Origin of the sequence: Proteus sp. G2618, from assembly GCF_009915995.1 — a bacterium.
Lineage (GTDB): Bacteria > Pseudomonadota > Gammaproteobacteria > Enterobacterales > Enterobacteriaceae > Proteus > Proteus terrae.
Genome location: NZ_JAABNI010000023.1, coordinates 294,022 through 320,254, shown reverse-complemented (window position 1 = coordinate 320,254; position 26,233 = coordinate 294,022). Strand labels below are relative to the sequence as shown.

Sequence of the window (26,233 nt, the reverse complement as noted above, 5' to 3'; positions counted from 1 at the left end):
TTACGATTTGCAAAAAGAGGCACAATGAAAATTACCGTTTTAGGGTGTGGTTCGATTGGTAAACTTTGGGTTGCAGCTTTAACACTTCAATCTCATGAAGTACAAGGTTGGCTAAGAGTACCTCAGCCTTTTTTAGATGTAAGTGTTGATAGTATTAATGGCGAACCTTTTTATCAGCGTATTACCGCAAATCAACTTGAATGGTTAAAACAAAGCGAATTATTAATAGTTTGCTTAAAATCTTGGCAAGTCTCAGATGCAGTTAATGCACTATTACCTAATCTTTCTGCACAGTGTCCTATTTTACTAATTCATAATGGTATGGGTACTGCTGATGAATTAACCGCAACAAAACACTCAGTTATCAGGCCTATTTTACAAGGCATTATTACTCATGGTGCATACCAACAAGGCCAAGATGTTATTCATACAGCAACTGGAATAACACATATAGGTCCATTAAATCATGCAGCTCAACAATACAGTTATTTAGCAGAAATCTTGCATCATGCTTTACCTGATGTCGCTTGGCATAATGATATCCATACGATTAGTTGGCTAAAACTTGCAGTTAATTGTGTTATCAACCCTCTTACCGTTTATTATCAATGCCGTAATGGGGATTTGTTGCGTTATCCTGAACATATTCAAAAAATATGCGATGAAGTTTATTTAGTAATGGAGCGCGAAGGTGTTGTACCAACATCTCAAGCCCATCTTCATGGATATATTATTGATACGATAGAACAAACTGCAAATAATTATTCGTCTATGTATCAAGATGTGAAATATCAACGCCATACAGAGATTGACTATATTACTGGTTATTTATTACGTCGAGCTTCAGAACAAGGGCTTGTATTACCCGAAAATAACCGCCTTTTTCAATTTATTAAACAACAGGAAGGCAATTATGACCATATCAGCGCTCATCTGCCTAGCTAATGGAAGTGAAGAAACCGAAGTCGTTACCACCACAGATTTGCTGGTTAGAGCGGGTATTAATGTTGTGCTTGCAAGTGCAGAAGATGATGTTGATGATCTTATTATCACTTGTTCTCGTGGTATTAAAATTGTAGCTGATGCACCTTTAGTTCGTGTCGTTGATCATCACTATGACGTAATTATTCTACCGGGTGGTTTACAAGGTACTGAAACCTTAAGAGATAGCCCTTTAGTGGTTGAGAAAGTACGTCGTATGCACAGTGAAAATAAACTTGTTGCAGCCATCTGTGCAGCACCTGCAATTATTCTTGAGTCCCACAATATTTTCCCCATTGGCAATATGACGGGTTTTCCTACATTAAAAGATAAAATATCACCGAAAAAATGGGTAGATTACCGAGTCTATTTTGATGAAAGAGTAAACTTAATTACTAGCCAAGCACCTGCAACATCTATTGATTTTGCACTCAAAATTATCGAACGTTTAAAAGGCAAAGAAGTCGCTGCCGATGTTGCCAAACAACTTGTATTGCCACCCGGCATTTATAATTACCAAGATGAATTTACAGGTTTTGGGGATAGGTAAGTAGATAACTAGAACCGCAAATATATAATATTATTAAAGTGGTTCTAGTTTTATTTCAGATATTCTTTATATTTAAGCTATGTTCAACATGTTATTATCATGAGAAATAAATTTAGTTACTCGACTAATATATAAGGATACAATCTTCTGGGTATAGATATTTCTGAAAATAAAATAATTACTTTAAATACTCAGCATGAATGTCGACTAATAACAAGCATTAATAAAAATCCTAAAATTAGCATAATAGGTAAGAAAAACAAGTTAACTATATTCGAACTAAATTTGGTGATAGTGATAGAGATAGAGATAGAGATAGAGATAGAGATAGAGATAGAGATAGAGATAGAGATAGAGATAGAGATAGAGATAGAGATAGAGATAGAGATAGAGATAGAGATAGAGATGATAACCCTTTAATATATTCATTAAAAGGTATTTATAACTATAAAATAAAAAAAGATGAGCTATACAAATTCAAACCTTCCTTCTTAGCTATTTTAAATAAAATAATAGATCAAAATATTATATTTATCGTTATGCCGTCATCTACAGCAGTACCATACTTCTTAGCAAGAAGGATCTCTCGCCATTTCAGAACTGCTTTTTATAATGATGTATTTATTAAATGTACTGTGGAAGAAGTAATTAAGAATTATTTTAATGAAGAAAATACCAAACAAAATTAGACACTACTTTTCTCCTTGGGAAATAAACCCAGATTTCGATATTAATAGATTAAATCATTATAATATTATTTTAATTGATGACTTACTCTCAACGGGAACAACATTAAATACAGCAACTATAAAATTAAATAGATCAGGATTAACATGTTCTATTGCAATCAGCCTTTTAAGTAATCTTTGAATTTGACCTCTTTTTAAGATTAATATATTCCTTAGTTCTAGATAATATTTCTAGCTTAAGAGCCAACATACGCCCTTGGCTCTATAAACATGAAGCATTTTGTAAAAAATGTGGGCTCGTGCAAGCACCATGATGATGGTCAAGCAATAAGAGCAAAGTAATCATCCAAAGAATGGCAGCGACATTCCCCAACATAAAAGTTGTATAATTAAAAAAGCCACTTTATAGTGGCTTTTTTATCAACAAAATAAACGTTATATATTATTTTTTACGATAGACTTTAACGTTCTCAAAACCTTGCTCGCGTAAATAAAGCGCTTGTAAGCGGCTCATCATTCCACGATCACAATAGAGTAAATAGGTTTTTGCTTTATCTAAATCACCAAACTGAGTGCTTAGTTTATAGAAAGGTAGCTCTTTAACATCAACACCTTCTATCTTTAATGGTGACGTTTCTTGCTCTTCTGGTGAGCGAATATCCAGAATAACGTCGTTAGCTCCAAATTCAGAGACCATTTCAACTTCAGTAACTTGCTGTACAGTTTCTTCGGCAATACGACGAATATCCATATTCTTAGCATTTTCAACAACGCTATCAAGAATAGAAAAATCAAACTTCTCTTCTTCTGCTTCGATCTTCGCTTTTACCGCTTTCACTGTTGGGCTTTTTGAAATCACACCACAGAATTCAGGCATTGTGCGAGCAAAATCTTCTGTACCAATTTGACGTGCAATATTGATAATGTTCTCTTTATCATGAGTGATAAGAGGGCGTAAAATTAACGTGTCTGTCGCATTATCAATTAAACGTAAGTTAGTTAAGGTTTGGCTAGAAACCTGCCCTAATGCTTCGCCTGTAACAATTGCTTGAACACCATAACGCTCCGCTACTTTTGATGCTGCACGTACCATCATACGTTTTAATACAACACCCATTTGACCATCATCGACTTTTTCTAAGATTTCTGCGACAACAGGCTCAAAATCAACAGCAACGAAATGCACTTTATGTGAACGACCAAAACGGTTCCATAAATAATGCGCAACTTGTTTAACGCCAATTTCGTGAGCAGAACCACCTAAGTTAAAGAAACAATAGTGAACCCGGCTACCACGACGCATTAACATATAGCTCGATACACCTGAGTCATAACCACCAGAGATCAGTGATAAAACATCTTCTTGTGTACCAATTGGGAAACCACCAATGCCTTCATAACGCGCATTCACCAGAATAAGTTTGTCATCTTCAATTTCCAAATTAATGGTGACATCTGGACGAGTTAATTTCACTTTAGCACTTTCAACGTGTTGGTTAAAACCACCACCAACATAGCGCTCAACTTCATTTGAAGTAAAACTGTGTTTACCACGACGTTTGGCACGAACACAAAATGTTTTGTTTTCAACTAAATGCTTAAATGCTGCAAAAGTTTGCTCAAAAATATTGTGTAGATCAGTATACGGATGCTCTTCTACTTGTAAAAAGTGATGAATACCAGGAATACGTGTTAATGCATCACATACCGCTTCACTTTTGCTTTCATCCTTGCTGACAACAACAATGTTATCCCAATTGCGGACAACCGTGATTTCATCACCTAATGTGTTAAGTACATTACGAATATTACTAGTGAGGATCTTGATAAAACGTATACGAACTGATTGGCTTTTGATCGTAATTTCGGGGAATAATTTAATAATAAACTTCATAGTCAATGGTCATAGGTTATTAAGTAGAAACATAAACTACAGTGATGTAAATTGACTGGAGTTTATAAAAGTCACAAAGTATATCACCAATATTTAGGGCTCACCCGCAAAAATCATCGACTGAATAAGAAATTTTCTTCTTAATTGTAGTAAGATGATCGCTATTATTCAGCGCTAACATGCTTTATTATCAAAAATATTATGGCTAAGAAAACGACACCAATTAACGAAGACATCGCACAAACACCAAGTTTCGAAGCATCTATGCAAGAACTTGAGCAAATCGTAAACCGTTTAGAATCCGGTGAACTCCCTTTAGAAGAAGCGCTTAATGAGTTTGAACATGGCGTTCGTCTAGCCCGTGTTGGACAAAAAACATTACAAGACGCTGAACAGCGTGTTCGTATTCTTCTTAAAGAAGATGATAACGCAACTCCTGATGATTTTATCCAAGAGGCAGAATAATTGAGTAACGCAACTTCAAGTACGGATGCGTTCCGTCATAAATTAGATTCCGCCCACCAGCGTGTTGACGATGCATTAAACCAAGCGCTATCCGCTTTACCATTTACTGACATGCCTCTAGGTAAAGCCATGCATTATGGTGCTCTTTTAGGGGGAAAGCGCTTACGTCCTTTCCTTGTTTATGCAGTGGGTGAAATGTTTAAAATCCCTGCTCTTAACCTTGATGCACCCGCCGCCGCAGTAGAATGTATCCACGCCTATTCTCTTATTCATGATGATCTGCCTGCGATGGATGATGATGATTTACGTCGTGGTAAACCTACATGTCATATTGAGTTTGGTGAAGCCAACGCAATTTTAGCAGGTGATGCATTACAAACACTCGCTTTTGAGATCTTAGCGAAAAATCCAATGCCTGATGTTGCAATGAGTGATCGTGTTGCAATGATTGCTGAATTAGCAACAGCCAGCGGGCTCGCTGGTATGTGCGGCGGTCAAGCTCTTGATCTTGAAGCAGAAGATAAATCGATTGATCTCGTATCTCTTGAAAAAATCCATTTACACAAGACAGGTGCATTAATTCGTGCAGCTGTTCGCTTAGGCGCATTTAGTGCTGGCTCAAAAGGCCATGATGTATTACCCGCACTAGATAAATATGCCCACTCTATTGGCCTTGCATTTCAGGTACAAGATGACATTTTAGATGTCATTGGCAGTACTGAAGAAACAGGAAAACGTCAAGGTAGTGACCAAGAATCAGGAAAAAGTACATATCCTGCACTTCTTGGGTTAGAGCAAGCTCAAAAGAAAGCACAGGAATTGTATAACGAAGCACTGGATGCCTTAGCGTTTCTTGAGCAATACGAGTACGATACGACCACGCTTAAACAATTAGCGAGTTTTATCGTCGAACGGAAAAACTAATAAAAAATAAAGAGAGCAGCTTACCTGTTCTTTCCCTATTACAAGTGATTAATTAATAGGCATCACATGAGCATTGATATCGAAAAATATCCCACATTGGCGTTGGTTGAAACACCAGAAGATTTGCGCCTATTACCAAAAGAGAGTTTACCTAAACTCTGTGATGAGCTAAGGCTATTTCTTCTTAACAGTGTCAGCCGCTCAAGTGGTCACTTCGCCTCAGGTTTAGGTGCTATTGAGTTAACGGTTGCTCTTCATTACGTCTATAAAACCCCTTTTGATAATCTTATTTGGGATGTTGGTCATCAAGCCTATCCCCATAAAATCTTAACAGGTCGCCGTGACCGCATTGATACTATCCGTCAAAAAAATGGGTTGCACCCCTTCCCTTGGCGAGAAGAGAGTGAATACGACAAACTTTGTGTCGGTCACTCTTCAACCTCTATCAGTGCAGGTTTAGGTATGGCTGTTGCAGCTGAACAAGAAAAGCTGAACAGAAAAACAGTTTGTGTGATTGGTGATGGTGCAATTACTGCGGGTATGGCTTTTGAAGCAATGAATCACGCAGGTGACATTGAGCCAGATATGCTCGTTGTACTTAATGACAACGAGATGTCAATATCCGAAAACGTTGGTGCATTGAATAATCATCTTGCTCAATTGCTATCAGGCAAACTGTATACCACTTTACGTGAAGGTGGAAAAAAGGTCTTTTCTGGTATTCCACCGATTAAAGAATTACTGAAAAAGACAGAAGAACATATTAAAGGCATGGTTGTTCCCGGCACCATGTTTGAAGAGTTAGGCTTTAATTATATCGGCCCAGTTGATGGTCATGATGTTATTGCGTTAGTGCAAACACTCGCCAATATGCGTGATCTAAAAGGTCCTCAGCTTCTGCATATTATGACTAAGAAAGGTCGTGGGTATGCACCTGCTGAACGTGATCCTATTAGCTGGCACGCTGTACCTAAATTTGATCCACAAGCAGGTACATTACCTAAAAGCCCTAATGCACGACCTACATTTTCTAAAATTTTTGGTGACTGGTTATGTGAAGAAGCCTCAACCGATCCGAAACTCATGGCAATTACCCCTGCTATGCGTGAAGGCTCTGGTATGGTGCGTTTCTCAAAAGAATACCCATCACAATACTTTGATGTTGCGATCGCAGAACAACACGCTGTTACCTTTGCTGCAGGTTTAGCAATTGGTGGTTATAAGCCTATCGTTGCTATCTACTCAACATTCTTACAACGCGCTTACGACCAAGTGATCCACGATATTGCCATTCAAAAACTGCCTGTTTTATTTGCTATTGATCGTGGTGGTATTGTGGGAGCTGATGGTCAAACTCACCAAGGTGCTTTTGATCTCTCATTCTTACGCTGTATTCCTAATATGGTTATTATGGCACCAAGTGATGAAAATGAGTGCCGCCAAATGCTTCACACCGGTTATCACTATCAAGATGGTCCTGTTGCAGTACGTTACCCAAGAGGCTCTAGTGTTGGTGCGCAATTACAACCACTTAGTCCACTACCTATGGGTAAAGGTATTATTCGTCGTCAAGGTAAAGGCATTGCTATTCTAAACTTTGGTACATTACTACCCGAAGCGTTAGAAGTAGCTGAAAAACTTGATGCAACTGTGGCTGATATGCGTTTTATCAAACCTCTTGATAAATCCCTTATCCTTTCTCTGGCAGAACAACATGATACGTTGGTAACACTAGAAGAGAATGCCATTATGGGTGGTGCAGGAAGCGGTGTTAATGAGTTATTGATGCAAGAACGTTGCTTAGTACCTGTCTTAAACTTAGGTATACCTGATCTATTTGTACCACAAGGTGGACAAGAAGAAATCAGAACTGACTTAGGATTAGATGCTGAAGGTATTGAAAAATCAATCAAAGCCTATCAAGCTAACTGATTGAATTTAAATAATTAAAAAACCTCTCCTAATTAACTATAGGGGAGGTTAATGTATTTTCCAGACTGAAGTTTACCTACTTTTATATACTGGTTTACACTTTCAAACCGCATATTTTCCTCTTCCATTATAATTTTGTCTTTCATCACATTTTTATGAAATTCTCTGAAAACAATCACTTTCCTCATTGAATCCATTCAGCGTTAATTTATTCAATCAGTTAGATTTTTCTTTCTTTTTGTTTGCCAACGAAACGTTTCGATCATGCTCACAATATGAATAAATCAAACTTGTTTTCCCACTTTTCTTTTCTACTATATAGACAGCGAAACGTTTCGCTGAGGAGAAAACATGAAAAAAGGTGTATTACTTAATAGTCCTATTTCGAGTGTAATTTCACGTTTAGGACACACTGACAAAATCACTATTGCAGATGCCGGATTACCTATTCCCTCCTCTGTTGAACGTATTGATATTGCTCTCACTCAGGGTATTCCAGACTTTATGTCCGTGTTGCAAACAATCACTCATGAGATGCAAGTTGAAGCCGTGATGCTGGCAGAAGAAATTAAAACCATCAATCCCTCTCTTTTTAATGAAATCCTCTCTTATCTCTATTTATTAGAGCAAGAGCAGAAGAAGTCTATTCAAATAATGTATGTTTCACATGAAGCATTCAAAAAACAACTTACTGAAAATAAAGCTGTTATTAGAACCGGTGAATGTACGCCTTATGCCAATATTGTGTTGTTTTCTGGTGTGACTTTTTGAGGACAATATGGAACCTTTACTTGAACTTAAAGATATTGATAAGTCATTCCCCGGTGTAAAAGCACTATCAGGTGCGACGTTACGAATTTACCCTGGTCGAGTGATGGCTTTAGTCGGTGAAAACGGCGCAGGAAAATCAACACTGATGAAAGTACTCACAGGGATCTATAAAAAAGATGCCGGCGAAGTGATTTATCAAGGTGAAAGTTGTGCTTTTAATGGCCCCAAATCCTCTCAAGAAGCAGGGATAGGTATTATTCACCAAGAGCTTAACCTTATTCCTGAATTAACCATTGCAGAGAATATTTTCTTAGGTCGTGAATTTACCCGTGCCTTTGGCGCTATCGATTGGAAGAAAATGTATGCAGAAGCCGATAAGTTATTAGCCCGATTAAATCTTGCTTACAGTAGTCACCGTTTAGTGTCTGAATTATCGATTGGTGATCAGCAAATGGTAGAAATTGCCAAGGTGCTTAGTTTTGGTTCCAAAGTCATTATTATGGATGAACCAACAGATGCATTAACTGACACTGAAACTGAATCGCTATTTAGTGTTATTCGTGAACTAAGAGATCAAGGTTGTGGCATTGTTTATATCTCTCATCGTTTAAAAGAGATCTTTGAGATTTGCGATGACGTGACTGTATTGCGAGACGGTCAGTTTATTGGTGAAAAACCTGTCGCCTCATTAAAAGAAGACACTCTGATTGAAATGATGGTTGGTCGTAAGTTAGAAGACCAATACCCTCGTATTAATATTCCTCAAGGTAAAGCCAAACTCAATGTCATTAACCTCAGTGGCGAAGATGTTCATGATGTCAGTTTTTCATTACATGAAAGCGAAATTCTTGGTATTTCAGGCTTAATGGGTGCTGGCCGTACTGAATTAATGAAAATTATCTACGGCGCATTACCCAAAACCAATGGCACCGTTGAGTTAGATGGTAAACCTTGCCAAATCAAAAAACCCGCTGAAGGTTTAGAACAAGGCATTGTTTACATCTCTGAAGATAGAAAGCGTGATGGTTTAGTGCTCGGTATGTCGGTAAAAGAAAATATGTCTCTGACTGCACTACGCTATTTTAGCCGCGGTATGGGTGTGCTTAATCATAAAGAAGAGCAACTCACTGTTGGAGATTTTATTAAATTATTCAATATAAAAACCCCTTCAATGGATCAAATCATTGGTTTCTTATCAGGGGGAAATCAACAAAAAGTGGCTATCGCAAGAGGCCTAATGACTCGCCCTAAAGTACTTATTCTTGATGAACCCACTCGTGGCGTTGATGTGGGCGCTAAAAAAGAAATTTATCAGCTAATTAATAAATTTAAACAAGAAGGATTAAGCATCATCTTAATTTCTTCTGAAATGCCTGAGGTAATGGGAATGAGTGACCGTATTTTGGTTATGCATGAAGGTCGTATTAGTGGTGAGTTTTCCGCTCACAATGTCACACAAGAAATGCTAATGGCTGCGGCTGTTGGTAAACAATATGACGCTAAAGTAGGAGTTTGATATGAGCACAAATTCAATTCCAGCGTCAAAACGTTGGTTCTCAAAAGCTTGGCTATTAGAGCAAAAATCACTGATTGCTCTGCTTATTCTGATTGTCGTCGTTTCCACACTCAGCCCTAATTTTTTTACCTTAAATAATATTTTCAACATTCTCCAACAAACATCGGTTAACGCCATTATGGCCGTTGGGATGACTCTGGTTATTTTGACATCCGGTATCGACTTATCTGTTGGTTCATTGCTTGCATTAACAGGTGCTGTTGCTGCTTCTATGGTAGGTGCTGATGTTAATGCACTTGTTGCTGTTGTTGGAGCATTGGCATTAGGTGCAGCTATTGGTGGTGTAACAGGAATTATCGTTGCTAAAGGTAAAGTTCAAGCCTTTATTGCTACGCTAGTCATGATGTTATTACTGCGTGGCGTTACCCGCGTCTATACCGACGGTAGCCCAATTAATACAGGCTTTAGCGATAATGCCGATCTGTTTAGCTGGTTTGGCATTGGTCGCCCATTTGGTATTCCAACCCCAATCTGGCTCATGATGATCGTCTTTTTAAGCGCATGGTATTTATTACATCATACCCGTTTAGGCCGTTATATTTATGCGCTTGGGGGTAATGAATCAGCAACACGTTTATCAGGTATTAGCGTCGATAAAATCAAAATCATTGTTTATGCACTGTGTGGTTTATTAGCCGCCCTTGCCAGTATCATTGAAGTTGCTCGTCTTTCATCAGCACAACCAATGGCAGGTAATGGTTATGAGCTAGATGCTATTGCTGCAGTTGTTTTGGGTGGTACCAGTCTTGCTGGTGGTAAAGGTCGTATTATCGGTACATTAATTGGTGCGCTTATTCTAGGTTTCTTAAATAATGCACTGAATTTATTAGGAATATCATCAAACTATCAAATGATAGTAAAAGCGGTGGTCATCTTACTTGCTGTTTTGGTAGATAACAAAAAATAACTCTCTATTCTCTTAATCCGAATCCCGACAGGAACTTATATTATGAAACTCAAAAAAATGGCGACACTTCTTTCTGTTGTTGCATTAAGCGCCACAATCAGCGCCAACGCATTTGCAAAAGAGTCGATTGCACTAGTTATCTCAACACTTAACAATCCTTTCTTTGTCACCATGAAAGACAGCGCGCAGAAAGAAGCTAATCGATTAGGTTACGATTTAGTTGTGCTTGACTCGATGGACAATCCAGCTAAAGAACTCGCTAACGTGCAAGATCTGACAGTAAAAGGCACACGCTTAATGCTCATTAACCCGACAGACTCTGATGCTGTGGGTAACGCTGTTATGTTAGCCAATAAAGCCAAAATCCCAGTGATCACTTTAGACCGCGTTGCAAACAAAGGTGAAGTCGTCAGTCACGTCGCTTCAGATAACCGTCTTGGCGGTAAAATGGCGGGTGATTATATTGCAGATAAAGTGGCTAGTGATGCCAAAGTTATCCAACTAGAAGGGATCACCGGAACTTCTGCATCTCGTGAACGTGGAGAAGGCTTTAAACAAGCGGTTGATGCTCATAAACTAAATGTACTTGCCAGCCAACCTGCTGATTTTGACCGTACTAAAGGTCTTAACGTGATGCAAAATTTATTAACTGCTTATCCTGCGGTTCAAGCTGTTTTTGCACAGAATGATGAAATGGCATTAGGTGCATTACGTGCATTACAAACTGCCGGTCGTACCGATGTATTAGTGATTGGTTTCGATGGTACAGATGATGGGATCAAAGCGGTAAACCGTGGCATGTTAGGTGCAACCATTGCTCAACGCCCAGACCAAATTGGTATTATCGGCATTCAAACCGCAGATAAAATTCTCAAAGGCGAAAAAGTGGATGCAACAATCCCTGTCGAACTTGAGTTAGTTATTAAAAAATAACAACAATAAATACCACGGGGTAATATTGCTCCGTGGTAGCTTTAATCATTAAAACACGTTTTCACAAGGATAAAGGCTATGACAACACCTCGCCTTGCTGTTCTAGGTAGCATTAACGTTGACCACATTATGAATATTTCACAATTTCCAAAACCCGGTGAAACCATTATTGGTCATCAATACAAAATAGCCTTTGGTGGTAAAGGTGCAAATCAGGCCGTTGCTTGTGGTCGCAGTGGCGCCGATATTACCTTTATTGCTTGTGTCGGTGATGATGCGATAGGAAGTGAGATAATTTCACAGCTTAAAACAGATAATATTCATATCGATGCAATTAGTATTATTCCGCAAACACCAACAGGTGTTGCGATGATCCTTGTTAATGAACAAGGTGAAAACGTAATTAGTATTGTTGCAGGTGCGAATGGCGCACTAACACCTACACATTTTCAGCAATATCATCATGTTGTTGAGCATGCTGATGCCTTGCTGATGCAATTAGAATCACCGTTAGAGACTGTTTTTGAAGCCGCAAAACTGGCAAAATTACACCAAACGAAAGTCATTTTAAACCCAGCACCAGCACAACCTTTATCTGATGAATTTCTGAGTTTTATTGATGTTATCACTCCAAATGAGACGGAAGCCGAAATATTAACAGGCGTTTCTGTGCATGATGAAGCGGGTGCGGCAAAAGCTGCCGAAATTTTACATCAAAAAGGTATCAAACAAGTGCTTATCACTTTGGGTAGCCGTGGTGTATGGTTTAGTGAACAAGGAAAAGGCATGATAATTCCCGGATTTCGTGTCGATGCTGTTGATACCATTGCCGCAGGTGATACATTTAACGGTGCATTTGTCACTGCAATATTAGAAGGGAAACCTTCCGTTGAGGCTATCCGTTTTGCTCACGCAGCAGCTGCCATTGCAGTTACACGTCATGGTGCGCAATCATCTGTTCCTTGGCGTCATGAAATCGAATCATTTTTAGCAGAGCGAGCATAGTACTTTGGCAACAATGAAAGATGTCGCCCGTTTGGCGGGCGTTTCGACATCAACTGTTTCTCACGTTATCAATAACAATCGTTATGTTAGCGAAGGTATTCGTAAAAAGGTTAATGATGCTATCAAAACCTTAAATTACGCGCCTTCAGCTTTAGCACGCAGTTTAAAAATGAACTGTACTCACACTATTGGTATGTTAGTGACAGCTAGTAGCAACCCTTTCTATGCAGAAGTTGTGCGTGGTGTTGAACGCAGTTGCTACGAAAAAGGCTATAGCCTAATTTTATGTAATACCGAAGGGGATTACGAGCGTATGGATAGTAGCCTTGAAACGTTGCTACAAAAACGTGTTGATGGCTTATTATTGATGTCAACAGAAGCCCGAGCGCCCTCTCATGAAGTACTAAATCGTTATCCTCGTTTACCTATGGTCATGATGGATTGGTCTCCGTTTGAATACGGCGGAGATATTATTCAAGATAACTCCCTGCTTGGGGGAGAAATCGCCACCAATTATCTGATTGAAAAAGGCTTTACTGAAATTGCCTGTATTGCTGGTCCACAAGATAAACTCCCAGCAAAACATCGTTTGCAAGGCTATTACAATGCGATGCAAAAAGCAGGACTCACTATTCGAGAAGAGTTTGTGTTAACCAGTGATTTTGAATTTGCAGGCGGGTTTAGCGCAATGCAAAAATTACTCTCACATTCTGTCTTACCACAAGCGGTTTTCACCTGTAATGACGCAATGGCTGTTGGTGCTTATCAAGCTATTTATCAAAAAGGTTTGCGTGTACCTGATGATATTTCAGTCATGGGTTATGACGATATCGACCTGGCTTCTTATATGATCCCACCTCTTTCTACCATTCACCAACCTAAAGATGAATTGGGTAAACTTGCTGTCAGCCAATTATTACATCGTATGGAGAATATCGATGCTGATGACAATGTTTTGGTGCTTACACCTAAACTTATAGAGCGTGGTTCGGTGAGTCATTTTATAAAACCATAATAAGAAGATTAACACTATTATTGATGATGCTCTCCTTTAAGATGAGGGCATTTGTTTTTAGTTATATTTATAACATTATCACTTTAATATCATTAAGTTATTAAATATTTAAAACTACTTTTATATATCTTTATTTTCTATTTAACACTCTATATTTAGCCTACTTTCCCTCACTCTTTACGTCATAGCCTGTGAAAGATGCAAATTTACATCAAATCTATTATACTATTGCCCTTTCGCATTATCAGAGGCAGTACCATTTAGGGGATTGCTTAGAACTTTCACTCTTAAATGATAATGTGTCCTTTAATTTATGGGGCAAGTGTTATCCTCATTGTGACGATTAATCACTTCCCATTTTGATAAAATTTGAGAGTATTATTATGTCATTACCTTCTTGTCCTAAGTGCAATTCTGAATACACCTATGAAGATGGTGCAATGTATGTTTGCCCTGAATGTGCACACGAGTGGAACGATGCAGAACCAACTGTTGATAACGATGAGTTAGTAGTTAAAGATGCTAACGGTAATTTATTAGCTGATGGCGATTCAGTAACTGTGATTAAAGATCTCAAAGTCAAAGGTAGCTCAACCATGCTAAAAATCGGTACTAAAGTAAAAGGTATCCGTTTAGTGGAAGGCGATCATAATATCGATTGTAAAATTGATGGCTTTGGATCAATGAAATTGAAGTCTGAATTTGTGAAAAAGAACTAAGATAAAATAATCTCTTTAAACATAGATTTAGATATTATCAAGATCATCAAAGGCGCTAATAAAGCGCCTTTAAATTAAAGTAAGGTTACTCATTAGACTCACTAAAATGATCAAACCCCTTGAGATTAGGGTAAACATCTTTGCCATCACGTAAATAACGAATGCCTTCAGCAATCGGCATAATTTGCCCTATACAGTGAAAATCAGCCCCAGTATGCGCTAATGCAATCTCTAAAGCGCCACGATTGATTTCAGGCACCGTAAAGCATAACTCATAATCTTCACCACCACTTAATGCCCAAATCTCCGCTTGTTCTTCACTCACTTCCGCTTTCATCGCTGGCGAGTAAGGCAATGCATCTAAATTTAAGCGAGCCCCACACCCACTTGCCGTGAGAATATGGTTCAAGTCTGAAATAAGTCCATCAGAAATATCAATCGCAGATGTCGCTAAATGGCGTAATGCTTGCCCTTGCAGTAAACGAGGCTGAGGGCGCAAATGCCTTGCGATAAAATAATCACTATGTTCTTTTTCTGTCGGCTGTAATCTATTTTGTAATACAGCAAGTCCCGCAGCGCTATCACCTAAGAACCCCGTAACATAGATCCAATCACCAATTTTAGCGCCAGAACGAAGTAATGCAGTTCCTTGTGGAACAAGCCCTTGTATTGTGATTGTTAAACTTAAAGGACCGCGAGTAGTATCACCGCCAATTAGCTGGATTGCATAATAATCAGCTAACGCAAAGAAAGAACGGCTAAATGCCTCAAGCCATTCACTGTTTGTATCTGGTAGCGTTAAAGCTAATGAAGCCCAAGAAGGATCTGCACCAACGGCAGCTAAGTCGCTAATATTTACAGCAAGTGCTTTATAGGCTAAATCTTCAGGTGAGATAGAAGGAAGGAAGTGAATACCACTAACTAAAGTGTCGGTACTAATAGCGACTTGTTGCTTTTCAGGTACCGTCAATATTGCGCAGTCATCCCCAATTCCTGTACTCACATCTTTTCGTTTTACAGGTTGTGAAGTGAAATATTGCTTAATAAGGGAGAATTCACCACAAGGCATTATCTATTTCCTATTGAGCTATGCATACTAGCTTTATTAAACAAAAGGCCGGAAATACCGGCCTTGAATTATTTACCATAGAGGAAACGTGAAAAACGTTATTTTTTACGTACAGTTGGCGCTGCCTTATCAAGCACGCCATTAACAAATTTATGGCTATCGTCAGCACCAAATACCTTAGCCAGTTCAATCGCTTCGTTAATCGCAACTTTGTAAGGAACATCTTCACGGAAGCTAAGTTCAAACATTGCTAAACGTAAAATTGCTTTTTCAACTTGACCTAATTCTTCAAGCTGGCGGGATAAATAAGGTTCCATTGCCTTATCTAAACGTGTTGCATTAATGGCAACACCCACTAAAAGCTCACGAAAATAAGCAATATCTACACCTTGGGTATCCTGCTCGGATAAAAACTCCAATTCCACATCCGCGATGTCATTTCCGGATAATTGCCATGAGTAGATAGCTTGAACAGCACACTCACGAGCACGACGACGAGCAGCAGGTTTCACAAAATTCCCCTTAAGTTAAAACAGATGATTAGCCTTTTATGGCTTTAAGTACATTGATCATTTCAAGTGCTGTCATTGCCGCTTCAGCACCTTTGTTGCCCGCTTTAGTTCCAGCGCGTTCAATGGCCTGTTCAATGCTTTCAGTTGTTAATACACCAAAAGTCACAGGGATCTCGCTTTGCATTGCAACTTGAGATAGACCAGAACTACATTCGCCAGCAACGTATTCAAAATGTGCAGTTCCACCACGAATAACAGTACCTAATGCGATAACTGCATCGTATTTGTCGCTTTCTGCTAATGCTTTAACAGTTAATGGCAACTCATAAGCGCCTGGAACCCAAACGACGGTAATATTTTCAGAGGAAACTTGTCCAATACGTTCTAATGCATCAACCGCACCTTCTAATAAGCTGTCGTTGATGAAATTATTAAAACGGGCAATTGCAATTGCTACGCGTGCGTTTGGCGCCGCGACAACACCTTTGATTACGTTCATAGGTTACCTTTTTCTCCTATCCGCGGGGGCGCGGATTTTATCATATTCTTTCCTTTACTGCGCTCTGTTTTATTATTACACAGCAAAGGAGCCAAAAACCCTTGATAAATCAAGGCATTTAGTTGGCTGATAACGATGTCGTAACGACAGGAAATAACACACACGGCGCTATTTTACTACAAATAGCGCCGTAGACACACTTATTTGCGTCTATTAATAACGAGGTTTTAAACAAACTCTGATATCAGAGCCAATTTGTTGGAGAGAATCTACTGTAAATTCAGGTGCTTCGGATAATGATGAAAGTGGAGAAAGTGCAAATAATCCTCGAGCATCATTCCCTAAAATTTTAGGCGCTATATAAATAATAAGTTCATCAACAAGCCCAGCCTCTAATAATGCACCAGCAAAATGAGCGCCACTCTCAACCCATACAGTATTGATATTGCGTTTACCCAATTGCATCATTAATAAAACTAAGTCCACACCTCTGCTTTTGCCATTTGTTGGTAATAGGATTTCTGATACATTGCCTTGCCAGTCACTTGGCTGTGATTTTGTACGCGCCAACCAGCATTCGCCTTCAATTTGAGTGATTTTATGATTTTCACTCACTCTATTTTGGCTATCAGTAACAATACGAATAGGTTGACGTAGCGTTTCTTCAGGATAGATCGCTTTGATTTCATCTGAAAGCTCATCCCAACGAACATTCATAGAAGGGTTGTCAGCAATTACTGTTGCACTGGTCGTTAAAATAGCACTAGCTTGAGCCCGGAAATTTTGCACATCTCGACGAGATGCTTTAGAGGTTATCCATTGGCTTTCACCTGATGCTAATGCCGTTTTACCATCTAAAGATGCACCTAATTTTAGCTGGATATAAGGGAAGCCTGTTCTCATTCGTTTAAAAAACCCAACGTTAAGTTTTTCAGCTTCTTGCATTAAAACGCCGTGTGAAACATCAATCCCCGCTGATAATAATTTGTGCAAACCACGGCCTGCAACTTGAGGATTAGGATCTTGCATCGCAGCAACAACTCGTTTTACACCTGCATTAATCAAGGCATCAGCGCAAGGTGGTGTTTTACCAAAGTGGCTACAAGGTTCAAGTGTGACATAAGCCGTCGCCCCCTTTGCTTTATCCCCAGCCATTTTTAATGCATTAACTTCAGCATGAGGGCCACCTGCGTGATGGTGATAACCTTCACCGATAATCTCACCCTCTTTTACGATCACACATCCCACATTAGGGTTAGGTGATGTTGTAAAGCGACCTAATGCTGCAAGCTCAATAGCTCGACGCATATAGTATTCATCATGCAGGCTTTCATTTTCACTTGGATTGTTGCTGTTGTTATTTGTCATAATAATTACATATAATTTTATTATTTATCGTTATTTATCAAATCATTAAATAAATCACAGTATTAGCGCATTAATCCTGTAATTTTGCGATTTCTTCACCAAAATCACGGATATCTTCAAAACTACGATAAACCGAAGCAAAGCGAATATAAGCCACTTTATCGAGTTTCTTTAGTTGTTCCATAACAAAATTGCCAATTTCTTTTGAAGGTATTTCTCTTTCACCCGTCGCTCTTAGTTGTGATTTGATATGGCTTATCGCAGCTTCAACATCATCTGAACTCACTGGACGTTTTTCTAATGCTTTAAGCATACCTCGACGAAGTTTCTCTTCATCAAAAGGCTCACGTATTTCATCACTTTTCACAACACGAGGCATCACAAGCTCTGCTACTTCAAAGGTAGTAAAACGCTCATGACAAACAAGACATTGGCGACGACGGCGCACTTGTGAACCATCACCAACAAGTCTGGAATCAATTACCTTGGTATCTACGGCTCCACAAAATGGGCAATGCATAGTTATTCCTACTTTTGACAATACTCATAAACAGTGTACCTGTTCAGTGAACAAAAAACACCCTGTCAGTATACACTGGCAGGGTGTTTGCAATGTTTTATCAGAAAAACGCTCTATTATGGTAAGAGTGTTGTCTGATCTGCACCCTCTTTTTCCACTTTTTGTACAATCAAGTGTTCACGTTTCATTCCCATTTTCAGTGCTAATGCAGAAGCCACATAAATAGAAGAAATAGTACCGATAGAAACACCGATTAACATGACTAAAGAGAAGCCTTCTAGCATTGAACCACCAAAGATATACAGCATTAATACAACCAATAATGTTGTTGCTGATGTCATGATGGTACGGCTTAATGTCTGTGTCAGAGAAACGTTCATAATTTCATATGAAGTACCTCGACGAATTTTACGGAAGTTCTCACGAATACGGTCTGATACGACAATACTATCGTTTAGTGAGTAACCGATAACAGACATCAATGATGCCACAATGGTTAAGTCAACCTCTATGTGGAATAGTGAAAGCACACCCAGCGTAATAATCACGTCATGCGCAAGTGCGATAACAGCACCTAACGCCAAACGCCATTCAAAACGGAATCCAACATAGATAAGAATACAGATAAGTGCAGATAATAACGCCATTGCACCTGTTTGAGCCAATTCACTACCCACACTTGGCCCAACAAATTCAATACGTTTTACCACAGCATCGTTATCAACTTCAGCATTAATAACATCGATAACTTTCTTACCTAATTCTTGACCCGCCTGCCCTTCAACAGGAGGCATACGCACCATAATATCGCGACTGCTACCAAAGTTTTGTAACAGAGGATCTTTAAAGCCCGCTGCATCTAGGCTATCACGCATTTTATCAAGGTCGGCTGGTTGACTGAGATTGATCTCAATTACTGTACCACCTGTAAAATCCAGTCCCCAGTTAAATCCTTTCACGGAAATGATAGCAATTGATGCTATCAAAAGCAGAAACGAAATACTAAAGGCGACGTTGTCCCAACGCATAAAGTCAATGACTCTACGACCATGGTTTAATTGTTCAACAGTATAATCCTGTGCCACAACGTGCTCCTTAAATAGACAGTTTCTTAACGCGTTTACCACCATACAACAGGTTTACAATCGCACGAGTACCGACGATAGCGGTAAACATGGATGTAGCAACCCCAATTGCAGTTGTGATAGCAAAGCCTTTGATTGAGCCGGTACCGACTGCATAAAGGATCACAGCTGTAATTAATGTGGTTAAGTTCGCATCAATAATACTGGAGAAGGCACCTTTATAACCTTCATGGATTGCTTGTTGTACTGATCGACCATTACGTAACTCTTCTTTGATACGTTCGTTTATCAATACATTGGCATCGACGGCGACGGCAAGTGTTAATACGATACCCGCAATACCCGGCATGGTCAGTGTTGCGCCCGGTAATAGTGACATTACCCCAACGATTAACACTAAGTTTGCCATTAATGCAGTACTCGCAATCACACCAAATTTACGATAATAAATTATCATAAAGGAAACTGACGCAATCAGACCCCATAAACACGCTTCTAAACCTTGAGTAATATTTTGCAGACCCAAAGTTGGACCAATCGTTCTTTCTTCAACGATTTGAATAGGTGCAATCAACGCACCAGCACGTAATAACAGAGATAATTGACGAGCTTCATTCGCATTTGAAATACCCGTAATACGGAAGCTATTTCCTAAACGACTCTGAATATTCGCAATGTTGATAACTTCTTCGCTTTTAACCAATACAGCACGGTCATTCTCATCGCGTTTACCGCTGTCTTTATACTCTACGAACAGTGTTGCCATCGGTTTACCGACGTTATCTTTCGTAAAGTTAGACATAATAGAACCACCAGCGCTATCAAGTGAAATATTCACTTGAGGTTGACCATATTCATCAGCCTGAGAGGTTGAGTCAGTAATGTGGTCACCCGTTAAAATAACGCGTTTATAAAGAATAGTTGGTCTACCTTCACGGGTATATTTCACTTCTGAGTCACCCGGAATACGACCTGTTTCTAAGGCAGAAGGATCAACGGTAGTATTGACTAAACGGAATTCTAATGTTGCTGTCGCACCTAAGATTTCTTTAGCACGAGCGGTATCTTGGATACCTGGTAACTCAACAACAATTCGGTCAGCGCCTTGGCGTTGAACTAATGGCTCTGCAACACCTAACTGGTTAACACGATTACGTAAGATAGTGATATTTTGCTGTACCGCATAAGTACGTGCATCACGTAAACGTTCGTCAGTAAAAATAGCTCTTAATGAGTTATTTGCGCCATCTCTAAAAATGAGATCTTGATTACGACGAGCTAGGTAATCTGAAGCTTTAGAGCGATCATCCGAATTACGGAAACGGATTTCAACACCATAGCTATCCGTTTTACGGATAGAGGAATATGGAATACCTTCGTCACGTAATAATGTACGCAGACTTTCAACATTTTGTTCCTGAAGTTTACCTAACGCAGTTTCCATATCAACTTCCATCAGGAAGTGAACACCACCACGTAAGTCTAACCCCAGTTTCATCGGCTCACCACCAATGGCTTCTAACCATTTTGGTGTTGCCGGTGCAAGGTTAAGTGCAACAATGAACTGGTCGCCTAATGCAGGTAACAACACTTCACGGGCACGTAACTGAATATCAGGGTTACCGAAACGAGCCAAAATCACACCATTTTCAAGTGCAATAGATTTCGCTTCAATTTTTTCTTTATCTAATAAAGATCGAACTTGATCCAGTGTTTGCTCATTGGCGGCGGTTCCCCGCGCGCCAGTGATTTGAACAGCCGGATCCTCACCATATAGGTTAGGAAGTGCGTAAAGCAGACCGATGAGGATAGCGGCTATCAACATCAGGTACTTCCACAAAGGATAACGGTTTAGCACGGCAGTTCCCTTTTCCCTTTGGGGAAATGTTATTAAATAGCTTTCATTGTGCCTTTAGGTAATACAGCGGCAACAAAGTCACGTTTGATAGTTACTTCAGTTGTTTCATTCAGAGCAACAACGATATAGCCGTTATCTGAAACCTTAACAACACGACCAATTAAACCACCAGTCGTTAAAACTTCATCACCTTTACCGATAGAATCCATCAGTTTACGATGTTCTTTAGTACGTTTTTGCTGTGGACGTAGGATCATAAAATAGAAAATCAGAATAAAGATCACTAACATCGGTAAAATAGACATAAAGCTAGCTTCAGGTGCTGCTTGTCCAGCAGAAGCTACAGCATCAGAAATGAAAAAACTCATTCACTTTTCCTCATTGTTGTCGATATCGACGATATTCAAGTTATAAGCCCAATATCATACACAGAATTGGGCTTTCTCGTATACATTATTCACATTTAGTCGCACTGCCATTTAGCGGTGGGACAGGTTTTCCGATACGTTCGTAGAATTCGTGTACAAACTCTTCAAAACGTGAATCTTCAATAGACTGACGAATCTCAGCCATCAAACGTTGATAATAACGTAAGTTGTGAATAGTGTTCAGCCTTGCACCTAAAATTTCGTTACAACGATCAAGATGATGTAAATAAGCACGGCTATAATTTTTACAGGTATAGCAGTCACAATGTTCATCAAGTGTTGATGTATCAGAGCGATGTTTCGCATTACGAATTTTAATAACACCATCGGTTACAAACAGATGGCCATTTCGTGCATTTCGTGTTGGCATGACACAGTCAAACATATCAATACCACGACGAACACCTTCAACTAAATCTTCTGGTTTACCAACACCCATTAAATAACGCGGTTTATTCGCAGGAATTTGAGGGCAGACATGCTCTAAAATACGATGCATATCTTCTTTAGGCTCACCGACCGCAAGGCCGCCGACAGCGTAACCGTCAAAACCAATTTCGACTAGCCCTTTTACAGAGATATCACGTAAATCTTCGTAAACACCGCCTTGAATAATACCGAATAATGAATTTTTGTTATTAAGTTCATCAAAGCGCGCACGACTACGTTTAGCCCAACGTAATGACATCTCCATTGAGTTTTTCGCATAATCCCAATCTGAAGGATATGGCGTACACTCATCAAAAATCATCACAATGTCAGAACCCAAATCGTATTGGATTTCCATTGATTTTTCTGGGCTTAAGAAAATTTTTTCGCCATTAATAGGGTTACGGAAGTGAACACCCTCTTCTTTAATTTTACGCATTGCGCCTAAACTAAAGACTTGGAAACCACCTGAATCCGTTAAAATAGGACCTTGCCATTGCATAAAATCATGTAAATCACCATGTAATTTCATGATTTCTTGACCAGGACGTAACCATAAGTGGAAGGTGTTACCTAAAAGAATTTGTGCACCTGTTGCTTTTACTTCTTCAGGTGTCATTCCTTTTACTGTGCCGTAAGTACCCACTGGCATAAATGCAGGTGTTTCAACAACACCACGTTCAAAAATAAGGCGACCGCGACGAGCATTACCGTCGGTTTTGTCTAATTCGTATTTCACTCATCCTCCAAGCATCAGAAAAACAGTCCAATGCGCAATAAAAAACAGCACATTCTAATCATTTGTTAGACGGCTGTATATGTTACTTCAACAAAAACAGTGCTTAGTCAAAGGGATTAAGTAATAAAGTTGAAATAACAATTCATAAAACGAAGAAAAACGTTAAAAAGAATAATAAATCTTTATTCTTGTCCTACTTTTTCATTAATAGCTAAAGAATTACGAGTAATAAACATCGCATCACCATAACTGAAAAAACGATACTCTTGCTCAACAGCTTCTTTATATGCATTCATGGTATTTTTATACCCTGCAAAAGCAGAAACCAGCATGATTAAAGTTGATTCAGGCAAATGGAAATTCGTAATCAATGCATCAATAATTTGATATTGGTAACCCGGATAAATAAAGATTTGGGTATCATCGAAGAAAGGCGCGATTAACGCATCTTTTGTTGCTTTCGCAGCACTTTCTAAAGAACGAACAGAAGTTGTACCCACTGCAATCACTCGATTACCACGCGCTTTACATGCTAATACAGCATCAACCACGTCTTGTGGTACTTCTGCGTATTCAGAATGCATTGTGTGTTCTTCGATGTTATCAACACGTACTGGTTGGAAAGTACCCGCACCAACATGCAGTGTGACAAATGCCATCTCCACACCTTTTTCTTTTAAGGCTTGAAGTAATGGTTCATCAAAGTGTAATCCCGCAGTCGGAGCGGCAACAGCGCCTGGACGCTCATTATAGACCGTCTGATAAAGCTCTTTATCAGATTCTTCATCAGGACGATCAATATAAGGAGGTAAAGGCATATGCCCAATGCTATTTAGGATGGTGAGAACATCTCTTTCATCATCAAAGCGAATTTCAAAAAGTGTATCATGACGCGCAACCATAGTTGCCTGTACACTTTCATCTTCACCTAGTACAAGCGCAGCGCCTTCTTTGGGTGATTTAGAGGCTCTAACATGGGCAAGCACACGATGTTCATCAAGCATACGCTCAACTAACACTTCGATTTTACCGCCTGACGCTTTACGGCCATAAATACGCGCAGGGATCACGCGAGTATTATTAAAAACCAGTAGATCACCGGCATTTATTTTATCTAACACGTCGGTAAAAATACCGTGTGATAAAGCACCAGTCTCACCTTCTAAAGAGAGCAAACGACAACCACTGCGTTGAGGTTGAGGATAGTGAGCAATCAAGGCTTCTGGCAATTCAAATGTAAAGTCTGATACACGCATAATTAAACGACTACTTTCATAAAAAACAGGCGGACTAGTCTAGTGCTGCCAGCTTATCAGTGCAACAAAGAAGCCCTTTTTTATTCAAAAAGCGCTATGATGATGAGATGAATTATCTTGCTCACTTGCATCTGGCCTTTAGGGCAAAAAGCTCTCTATTAGGTAATATGATGGCAGATTACGTCAAAGGCGCACCTAGCTCTGATTACAGCCAAGCTGTTATTGAGGGTATTCGTATGCATAGACGTATTGATGTACTCACTGATACTCACCCATTAGTCAAACAAGCTCGCCTTTTATTTCCTGATGAATATCGCCGAGTTTCACCGATTACCTTAGATGTTTTTTGGGATCATTTTCTTTCTTTAAATTGGTCAAAGTTTGAACCGCATATACCATTGACTGAATTTGTCACCAAGACTCGAAATATTATTGAACCAGATTTATGGCAAACACCTGAAAAATTCCAAGAGCTCAACGAATATCTATGGTCACAATCTTGGTTAATTCGTTATGCTGACAAGGCATATATTGCTCAAACATTGAAAGGAATGGCGAGAAGAAGACCACGACTAAGCGCACTTGCGGGCTCTTATATCGTACTCGAAACACATTACGATGAATTAAGTGGGATTTTTTGGCAGTTTTATCCACAATTGCTAGAAAGAGCACAGCAACATCAACTTGATGACTGATACATTTAACTGTCATTTTGAGTTTCATCTTTTTGTCATATTGTCGAATTACATTTGATATATCAAATAGATGCTGAGTCAATTTATCATATTATTCGTAACGATTTGTTAACAAGCATAGTATTCATTTCCAAAGTTGATTAGAATGAATCGTTATACAAGGAGTCATAAATAATCCTACTTTATTGTATTAAACTGATAGCTATAATCTATCAAATAGATTGTTCTGTTTGACTTTATCAATAGCGATTGATTATTTATGCTGTATGCATCATTTAAAAACAGGGTATACACCCTGAATTTGCTCTAAATAGTTCAAGGTGTAGCTAGGCGACAAGTGAATGAGTCGCTAGGAGCATACAATAGTATGTGACTAGTGCGAATGAGCACAGTCAACAACGCTACAACTTGAAATATGACGAGTATAAACAAGGTATACACCCTGAATTTGCTCTAAATAGTTCAAGGTGTAGCTAGGCGACAAGTGAATGAGTCGCTAGGAGCATACAATAGTATGTGACTAGTGCGAATGAGCACAGTCAACAACGCTACAACTTGAAATATGACGAGTATAAACTCTTTCAATTTACAGGAGTACATTATGGTTCTGGTTACTCGCAAAGCCCCTGATTTCACAGCTGCTGCCGTTTTAGGTAATGGTGAGATTGTTAATGATTTCAACCTGCATTCATTTATCAAAGGCAAACCTGCCGTTATTTTCTTCTGGCCAATGGATTTCACTTTCGTTTGCCCTTCAGAGCTGATTGCATTCGATCACCGTTTTGAAGAATTCAAAAAACGTGGTGTTGAAATCATCGGCGTTTCTATGGACTCAGAATTCGTTCATAACGCATGGCGTAAAACTCCTATTGATGACGGTGGTATTGGTGAAGTTAAATACCCAATGGTTGCTGATATCAAACACGACATCATCAAAGCTTACGGCATCGAACATCCAGAAGCAGGCGTTGCACTGCGTGGTTCATTCCTGATCGACAAAGAAGGTGTTGTCCGTCACCAAGTCGTTAACGATCTGCCATTAGGCCGTAATATCGACGAAATGATCCGTATGGTAGATGCACTGCAATTCCACGAAGAGCACGGAGACGTTTGTCCTGCACAGTGGGAAAAAGGTCAAGAAGGTATGGGCGCATCTCCAGACGGCGTTGCTAAATACCTGAAAGCAAACTCTGGCAAACTGTAATAGTTCAGTAAGCTAACGCATTTTTAAAAGCCTGTGAAAACAGGCTTTTTTTGTTTATTCAGCACTTATCTTTTCATTTTTTATCCACTCTATTTATTACTGTTATTAGTTATACATAAGCTTATTGTTTATCTGCTTAAAGATAATTTTGTGATCATCACATCAAAAAAAATTCTCATCACTAATAACCTCTCTCTATACTTATTGTTA

General features: G+C 39.1%; 26 protein-coding genes. 14 read left to right on the top strand and 12 right to left on the bottom strand.

All coding sequences use genetic code 11. The annotated features are described in order from the left end of the window. Positions 1-24: 24 nt before the first annotated feature. Both panE and yajL read left to right on the top strand, forming a co-directional pair. On the top strand, positions 25-945 hold the full coding sequence (gene panE / locus GWJ01_RS13515; RefSeq protein ID WP_109401307.1) for a 2-dehydropantoate 2-reductase: 921 nt from the start codon (positions 25-27) through the stop codon (positions 943-945). Then, positions 914-1,531: a protein deglycase YajL gene (yajL, locus tag GWJ01_RS13510; protein WP_109393247.1), complete on the top strand. Its 618-nt coding sequence runs from the start codon at positions 914-916 to the stop codon at positions 1,529-1,531. The genes panE and yajL overlap by 32 nt, the downstream gene beginning before the upstream one ends. Before the next feature lie 279 nt (positions 1,532-1,810). On the opposite strand, the gene GWJ01_RS18730 is transcribed toward yajL, so the two are convergent. Both GWJ01_RS18730 and thiI read right to left on the bottom strand, forming a co-directional pair. After that, positions 1,811-1,960: a hypothetical protein gene (locus GWJ01_RS18730; RefSeq protein WP_202611215.1), complete on the bottom strand. Its 150-nt coding sequence runs from the start codon at positions 1,958-1,960 to the stop codon at positions 1,811-1,813. A gap of 702 nt (positions 1,961-2,662) precedes the next feature. After that, the gene (gene thiI, locus GWJ01_RS13505) at positions 2,663-4,114 is read right to left on the bottom strand and encodes a tRNA uracil 4-sulfurtransferase ThiI (protein WP_161711192.1); all 1,452 of its coding nucleotides are present in this window, start codon (positions 4,112-4,114) and stop codon (positions 2,663-2,665) included. Between the two features lie 201 nt (positions 4,115-4,315). Between thiI and xseB the strand changes: the two genes are divergently transcribed. The 10 genes from xseB to GWJ01_RS13455 all read left to right on the top strand — a co-directional run bounded on the left by xseB (position 4,316) and on the right by GWJ01_RS13455 (position 14,361). Next, a complete protein-coding gene (xseB, locus tag GWJ01_RS13500) occupies positions 4,316-4,579 on the top strand; it encodes an exodeoxyribonuclease VII small subunit (RefSeq protein ID WP_109393245.1) in 264 nt (87 codons plus the stop codon). After that, on the top strand, positions 4,580-5,503 hold the full coding sequence (ispA, locus tag GWJ01_RS13495; protein ID WP_109393244.1) for a (2E,6E)-farnesyl diphosphate synthase: 924 nt from the start codon (positions 4,580-4,582) through the stop codon (positions 5,501-5,503). It begins immediately after the preceding gene. Between the two features lie 66 nt (positions 5,504-5,569). After that, a complete protein-coding gene (dxs, locus tag GWJ01_RS13490) occupies positions 5,570-7,435 on the top strand; it encodes a 1-deoxy-D-xylulose-5-phosphate synthase (protein WP_109401309.1) in 1,866 nt (621 codons plus the stop codon). 351 nt (positions 7,436-7,786) lie between these two features. Next, positions 7,787-8,206, top strand: a complete 420-nt coding sequence (rbsD, locus tag GWJ01_RS13485) for a D-ribose pyranase (protein ID WP_109401310.1) — start codon at positions 7,787-7,789, stop codon at positions 8,204-8,206. A gap of 7 nt (positions 8,207-8,213) precedes the next feature. Continuing rightward, positions 8,214-9,722 carry a ribose ABC transporter ATP-binding protein RbsA gene (rbsA, locus tag GWJ01_RS13480; protein WP_109401311.1) on the top strand — a complete coding sequence of 503 codons (1,509 nt, stop codon included), beginning with the start codon at positions 8,214-8,216 and terminating at the stop codon, positions 9,720-9,722. 1 nt (position 9,723) lies between these two features. Then, positions 9,724-10,689, top strand: coding sequence for a ribose ABC transporter permease (gene rbsC, locus GWJ01_RS13475; RefSeq protein WP_075672017.1), 966 nt, complete (start codon positions 9,724-9,726; stop codon positions 10,687-10,689). Between the two features lie 42 nt (positions 10,690-10,731). Then, positions 10,732-11,622, top strand: coding sequence for a ribose ABC transporter substrate-binding protein RbsB (gene rbsB / locus GWJ01_RS13470; RefSeq protein WP_109393240.1), 891 nt, complete (start codon positions 10,732-10,734; stop codon positions 11,620-11,622). 78 nt (positions 11,623-11,700) lie between these two features. Further along, positions 11,701-12,627, top strand: a complete 927-nt coding sequence (gene rbsK / locus GWJ01_RS13465; protein WP_109393239.1) for a ribokinase — start codon at positions 11,701-11,703, stop codon at positions 12,625-12,627. Between the two features lie 4 nt (positions 12,628-12,631). Further along, on the top strand, positions 12,632-13,642 hold the full coding sequence (gene rbsR / locus GWJ01_RS13460; protein WP_193528578.1) for a ribose operon transcriptional repressor RbsR: 1,011 nt from the start codon (positions 12,632-12,634) through the stop codon (positions 13,640-13,642). 383 nt (positions 13,643-14,025) lie between these two features. Continuing rightward, a complete protein-coding gene (locus tag GWJ01_RS13455; RefSeq protein WP_109393237.1) occupies positions 14,026-14,361 on the top strand; it encodes a zinc ribbon domain-containing protein YjdM in 336 nt (111 codons plus the stop codon). An 85-nt stretch (positions 14,362-14,446) separates the two neighbouring features. Here GWJ01_RS13455 and thiL read toward each other — a convergent pair whose 3' ends face one another. From thiL to queA, 10 genes are all read right to left on the bottom strand, one after another. Further along, a complete protein-coding gene (gene thiL / locus GWJ01_RS13450) occupies positions 14,447-15,430 on the bottom strand; it encodes a thiamine-phosphate kinase (RefSeq protein WP_099659975.1) in 984 nt (327 codons plus the stop codon). 98 nt (positions 15,431-15,528) lie between these two features. Continuing rightward, the gene (gene nusB, locus GWJ01_RS13445; RefSeq protein WP_006535124.1) at positions 15,529-15,942 is read right to left on the bottom strand and encodes a transcription antitermination factor NusB; all 414 of its coding nucleotides are present in this window, start codon (positions 15,940-15,942) and stop codon (positions 15,529-15,531) included. A gap of 28 nt (positions 15,943-15,970) precedes the next feature. Next, a complete protein-coding gene (ribH, locus tag GWJ01_RS13440) occupies positions 15,971-16,441 on the bottom strand; it encodes a 6,7-dimethyl-8-ribityllumazine synthase (RefSeq protein WP_023580887.1) in 471 nt (156 codons plus the stop codon). Positions 16,442-16,654: 213 nt separating this feature from the next. After that, on the bottom strand, positions 16,655-17,809 hold the full coding sequence (gene ribD / locus GWJ01_RS13435) for a bifunctional diaminohydroxyphosphoribosylaminopyrimidine deaminase/5-amino-6-(5-phosphoribosylamino)uracil reductase RibD (protein ID WP_167394828.1): 1,155 nt from the start codon (positions 17,807-17,809) through the stop codon (positions 16,655-16,657). 70 nt (positions 17,810-17,879) lie between these two features. Next, positions 17,880-18,329: a transcriptional regulator NrdR gene (gene nrdR, locus GWJ01_RS13430; protein WP_006535128.1), complete on the bottom strand. Its 450-nt coding sequence runs from the start codon at positions 18,327-18,329 to the stop codon at positions 17,880-17,882. A 116-nt stretch (positions 18,330-18,445) separates the two neighbouring features. Continuing rightward, positions 18,446-19,414, bottom strand: a complete 969-nt coding sequence (gene secF / locus GWJ01_RS13425) for a protein translocase subunit SecF (RefSeq protein ID WP_109401315.1) — start codon at positions 19,412-19,414, stop codon at positions 18,446-18,448. A 10-nt stretch (positions 19,415-19,424) separates the two neighbouring features. After that, positions 19,425-21,272, bottom strand: a complete 1,848-nt coding sequence (secD, locus tag GWJ01_RS13420; protein ID WP_109393234.1) for a protein translocase subunit SecD — start codon at positions 21,270-21,272, stop codon at positions 19,425-19,427. Positions 21,273-21,304: 32 nt separating this feature from the next. After that, positions 21,305-21,640 (bottom strand): preprotein translocase subunit YajC, encoded by a 336-nt coding sequence (gene yajC / locus GWJ01_RS13415; RefSeq protein ID WP_006535133.1) that lies wholly within the window; start codon positions 21,638-21,640, stop codon positions 21,305-21,307. A gap of 85 nt (positions 21,641-21,725) precedes the next feature. After that, entirely contained in the window at positions 21,726-22,868 is a 1,143-nt protein-coding gene (gene tgt, locus GWJ01_RS13410) for a tRNA guanosine(34) transglycosylase Tgt (protein WP_036911729.1), read from the bottom strand. A gap of 182 nt (positions 22,869-23,050) precedes the next feature. Then, positions 23,051-24,124 (bottom strand): tRNA preQ1(34) S-adenosylmethionine ribosyltransferase-isomerase QueA, encoded by a 1,074-nt coding sequence (queA, locus tag GWJ01_RS13405; RefSeq protein WP_109393233.1) that lies wholly within the window; start codon positions 24,122-24,124, stop codon positions 23,051-23,053. A gap of 107 nt (positions 24,125-24,231) precedes the next feature. Here queA and GWJ01_RS13400 point away from each other — a divergent pair, with 107 nt between their 5' ends. Both GWJ01_RS13400 and GWJ01_RS13395 read left to right on the top strand, forming a co-directional pair. After that, on the top strand, positions 24,232-24,819 hold the full coding sequence (locus GWJ01_RS13400; RefSeq protein ID WP_109393384.1) for an acyl carrier protein phosphodiesterase: 588 nt from the start codon (positions 24,232-24,234) through the stop codon (positions 24,817-24,819). Positions 24,820-25,420: 601 nt separating this feature from the next. Then, complete coding sequence (locus GWJ01_RS13395; RefSeq protein WP_109401317.1) at positions 25,421-26,023, top strand: peroxiredoxin C; 603 nt, start codon at positions 25,421-25,423, stop codon at positions 26,021-26,023. Positions 26,024-26,233 lie beyond the last annotated feature (210 nt).

Bases quoted from the DNA above. Each gene is read 5' to 3' on its own strand.
- ribD (WP_167394828.1), bottom strand. From the start codon at position 17,809: ATGACAAATAACAACAGCAACAATCCAAGTGAAAATGAAAGCCTGCAT.
- rbsD (WP_109401310.1), top strand. From the start codon at position 7,787: ATGAAAAAAGGTGTATTACTTAATAGTCCTATTTCGAGTGTAATTTCA.
- rbsA (WP_109401311.1), top strand. From the start codon at position 8,214: ATGGAACCTTTACTTGAACTTAAAGATATTGATAAGTCATTCCCCGGT.
- rbsK (WP_109393239.1), top strand. From the start codon at position 11,701: ATGACAACACCTCGCCTTGCTGTTCTAGGTAGCATTAACGTTGACCAC.
- yajC (WP_006535133.1), bottom strand. From the start codon at position 21,640: ATGAGTTTTTTCATTTCTGATGCTGTAGCTTCTGCTGGACAAGCAGCA.
- GWJ01_RS13400 (WP_109393384.1), top strand. From the start codon at position 24,232: ATGAATTATCTTGCTCACTTGCATCTGGCCTTTAGGGCAAAAAGCTCT.
- yajL (WP_109393247.1), top strand. From the start codon at position 914: ATGACCATATCAGCGCTCATCTGCCTAGCTAATGGAAGTGAAGAAACC.
- ribH (WP_023580887.1), bottom strand. From the start codon at position 16,441: ATGAACGTAATCAAAGGTGTTGTCGCGGCGCCAAACGCACGCGTAGCA.
- rbsB (WP_109393240.1), top strand. From the start codon at position 10,732: ATGAAACTCAAAAAAATGGCGACACTTCTTTCTGTTGTTGCATTAAGC.
- dxs (WP_109401309.1), top strand. From the start codon at position 5,570: ATGAGCATTGATATCGAAAAATATCCCACATTGGCGTTGGTTGAAACA.
- GWJ01_RS13455 (WP_109393237.1), top strand. From the start codon at position 14,026: ATGTCATTACCTTCTTGTCCTAAGTGCAATTCTGAATACACCTATGAA.
- thiI (WP_161711192.1), bottom strand. From the start codon at position 4,114: ATGAAGTTTATTATTAAATTATTCCCCGAAATTACGATCAAAAGCCAA.
- panE (WP_109401307.1), top strand. From the start codon at position 25: ATGAAAATTACCGTTTTAGGGTGTGGTTCGATTGGTAAACTTTGGGTT.
- queA (WP_109393233.1), bottom strand. From the start codon at position 24,124: ATGCGTGTATCAGACTTTACATTTGAATTGCCAGAAGCCTTGATTGCT.
- nrdR (WP_006535128.1), bottom strand. From the start codon at position 18,329: ATGCATTGCCCATTTTGTGGAGCCGTAGATACCAAGGTAATTGATTCC.
- thiL (WP_099659975.1), bottom strand. From the start codon at position 15,430: ATGCCTTGTGGTGAATTCTCCCTTATTAAGCAATATTTCACTTCACAA.
- rbsC (WP_075672017.1), top strand. From the start codon at position 9,724: ATGAGCACAAATTCAATTCCAGCGTCAAAACGTTGGTTCTCAAAAGCT.
- GWJ01_RS18730 (WP_202611215.1), bottom strand. From the start codon at position 1,960: ATGAATATATTAAAGGGTTATCATCTCTATCTCTATCTCTATCTCTAT.
- GWJ01_RS13395 (WP_109401317.1), top strand. From the start codon at position 25,421: ATGGTTCTGGTTACTCGCAAAGCCCCTGATTTCACAGCTGCTGCCGTT.
- xseB (WP_109393245.1), top strand. From the start codon at position 4,316: ATGGCTAAGAAAACGACACCAATTAACGAAGACATCGCACAAACACCA.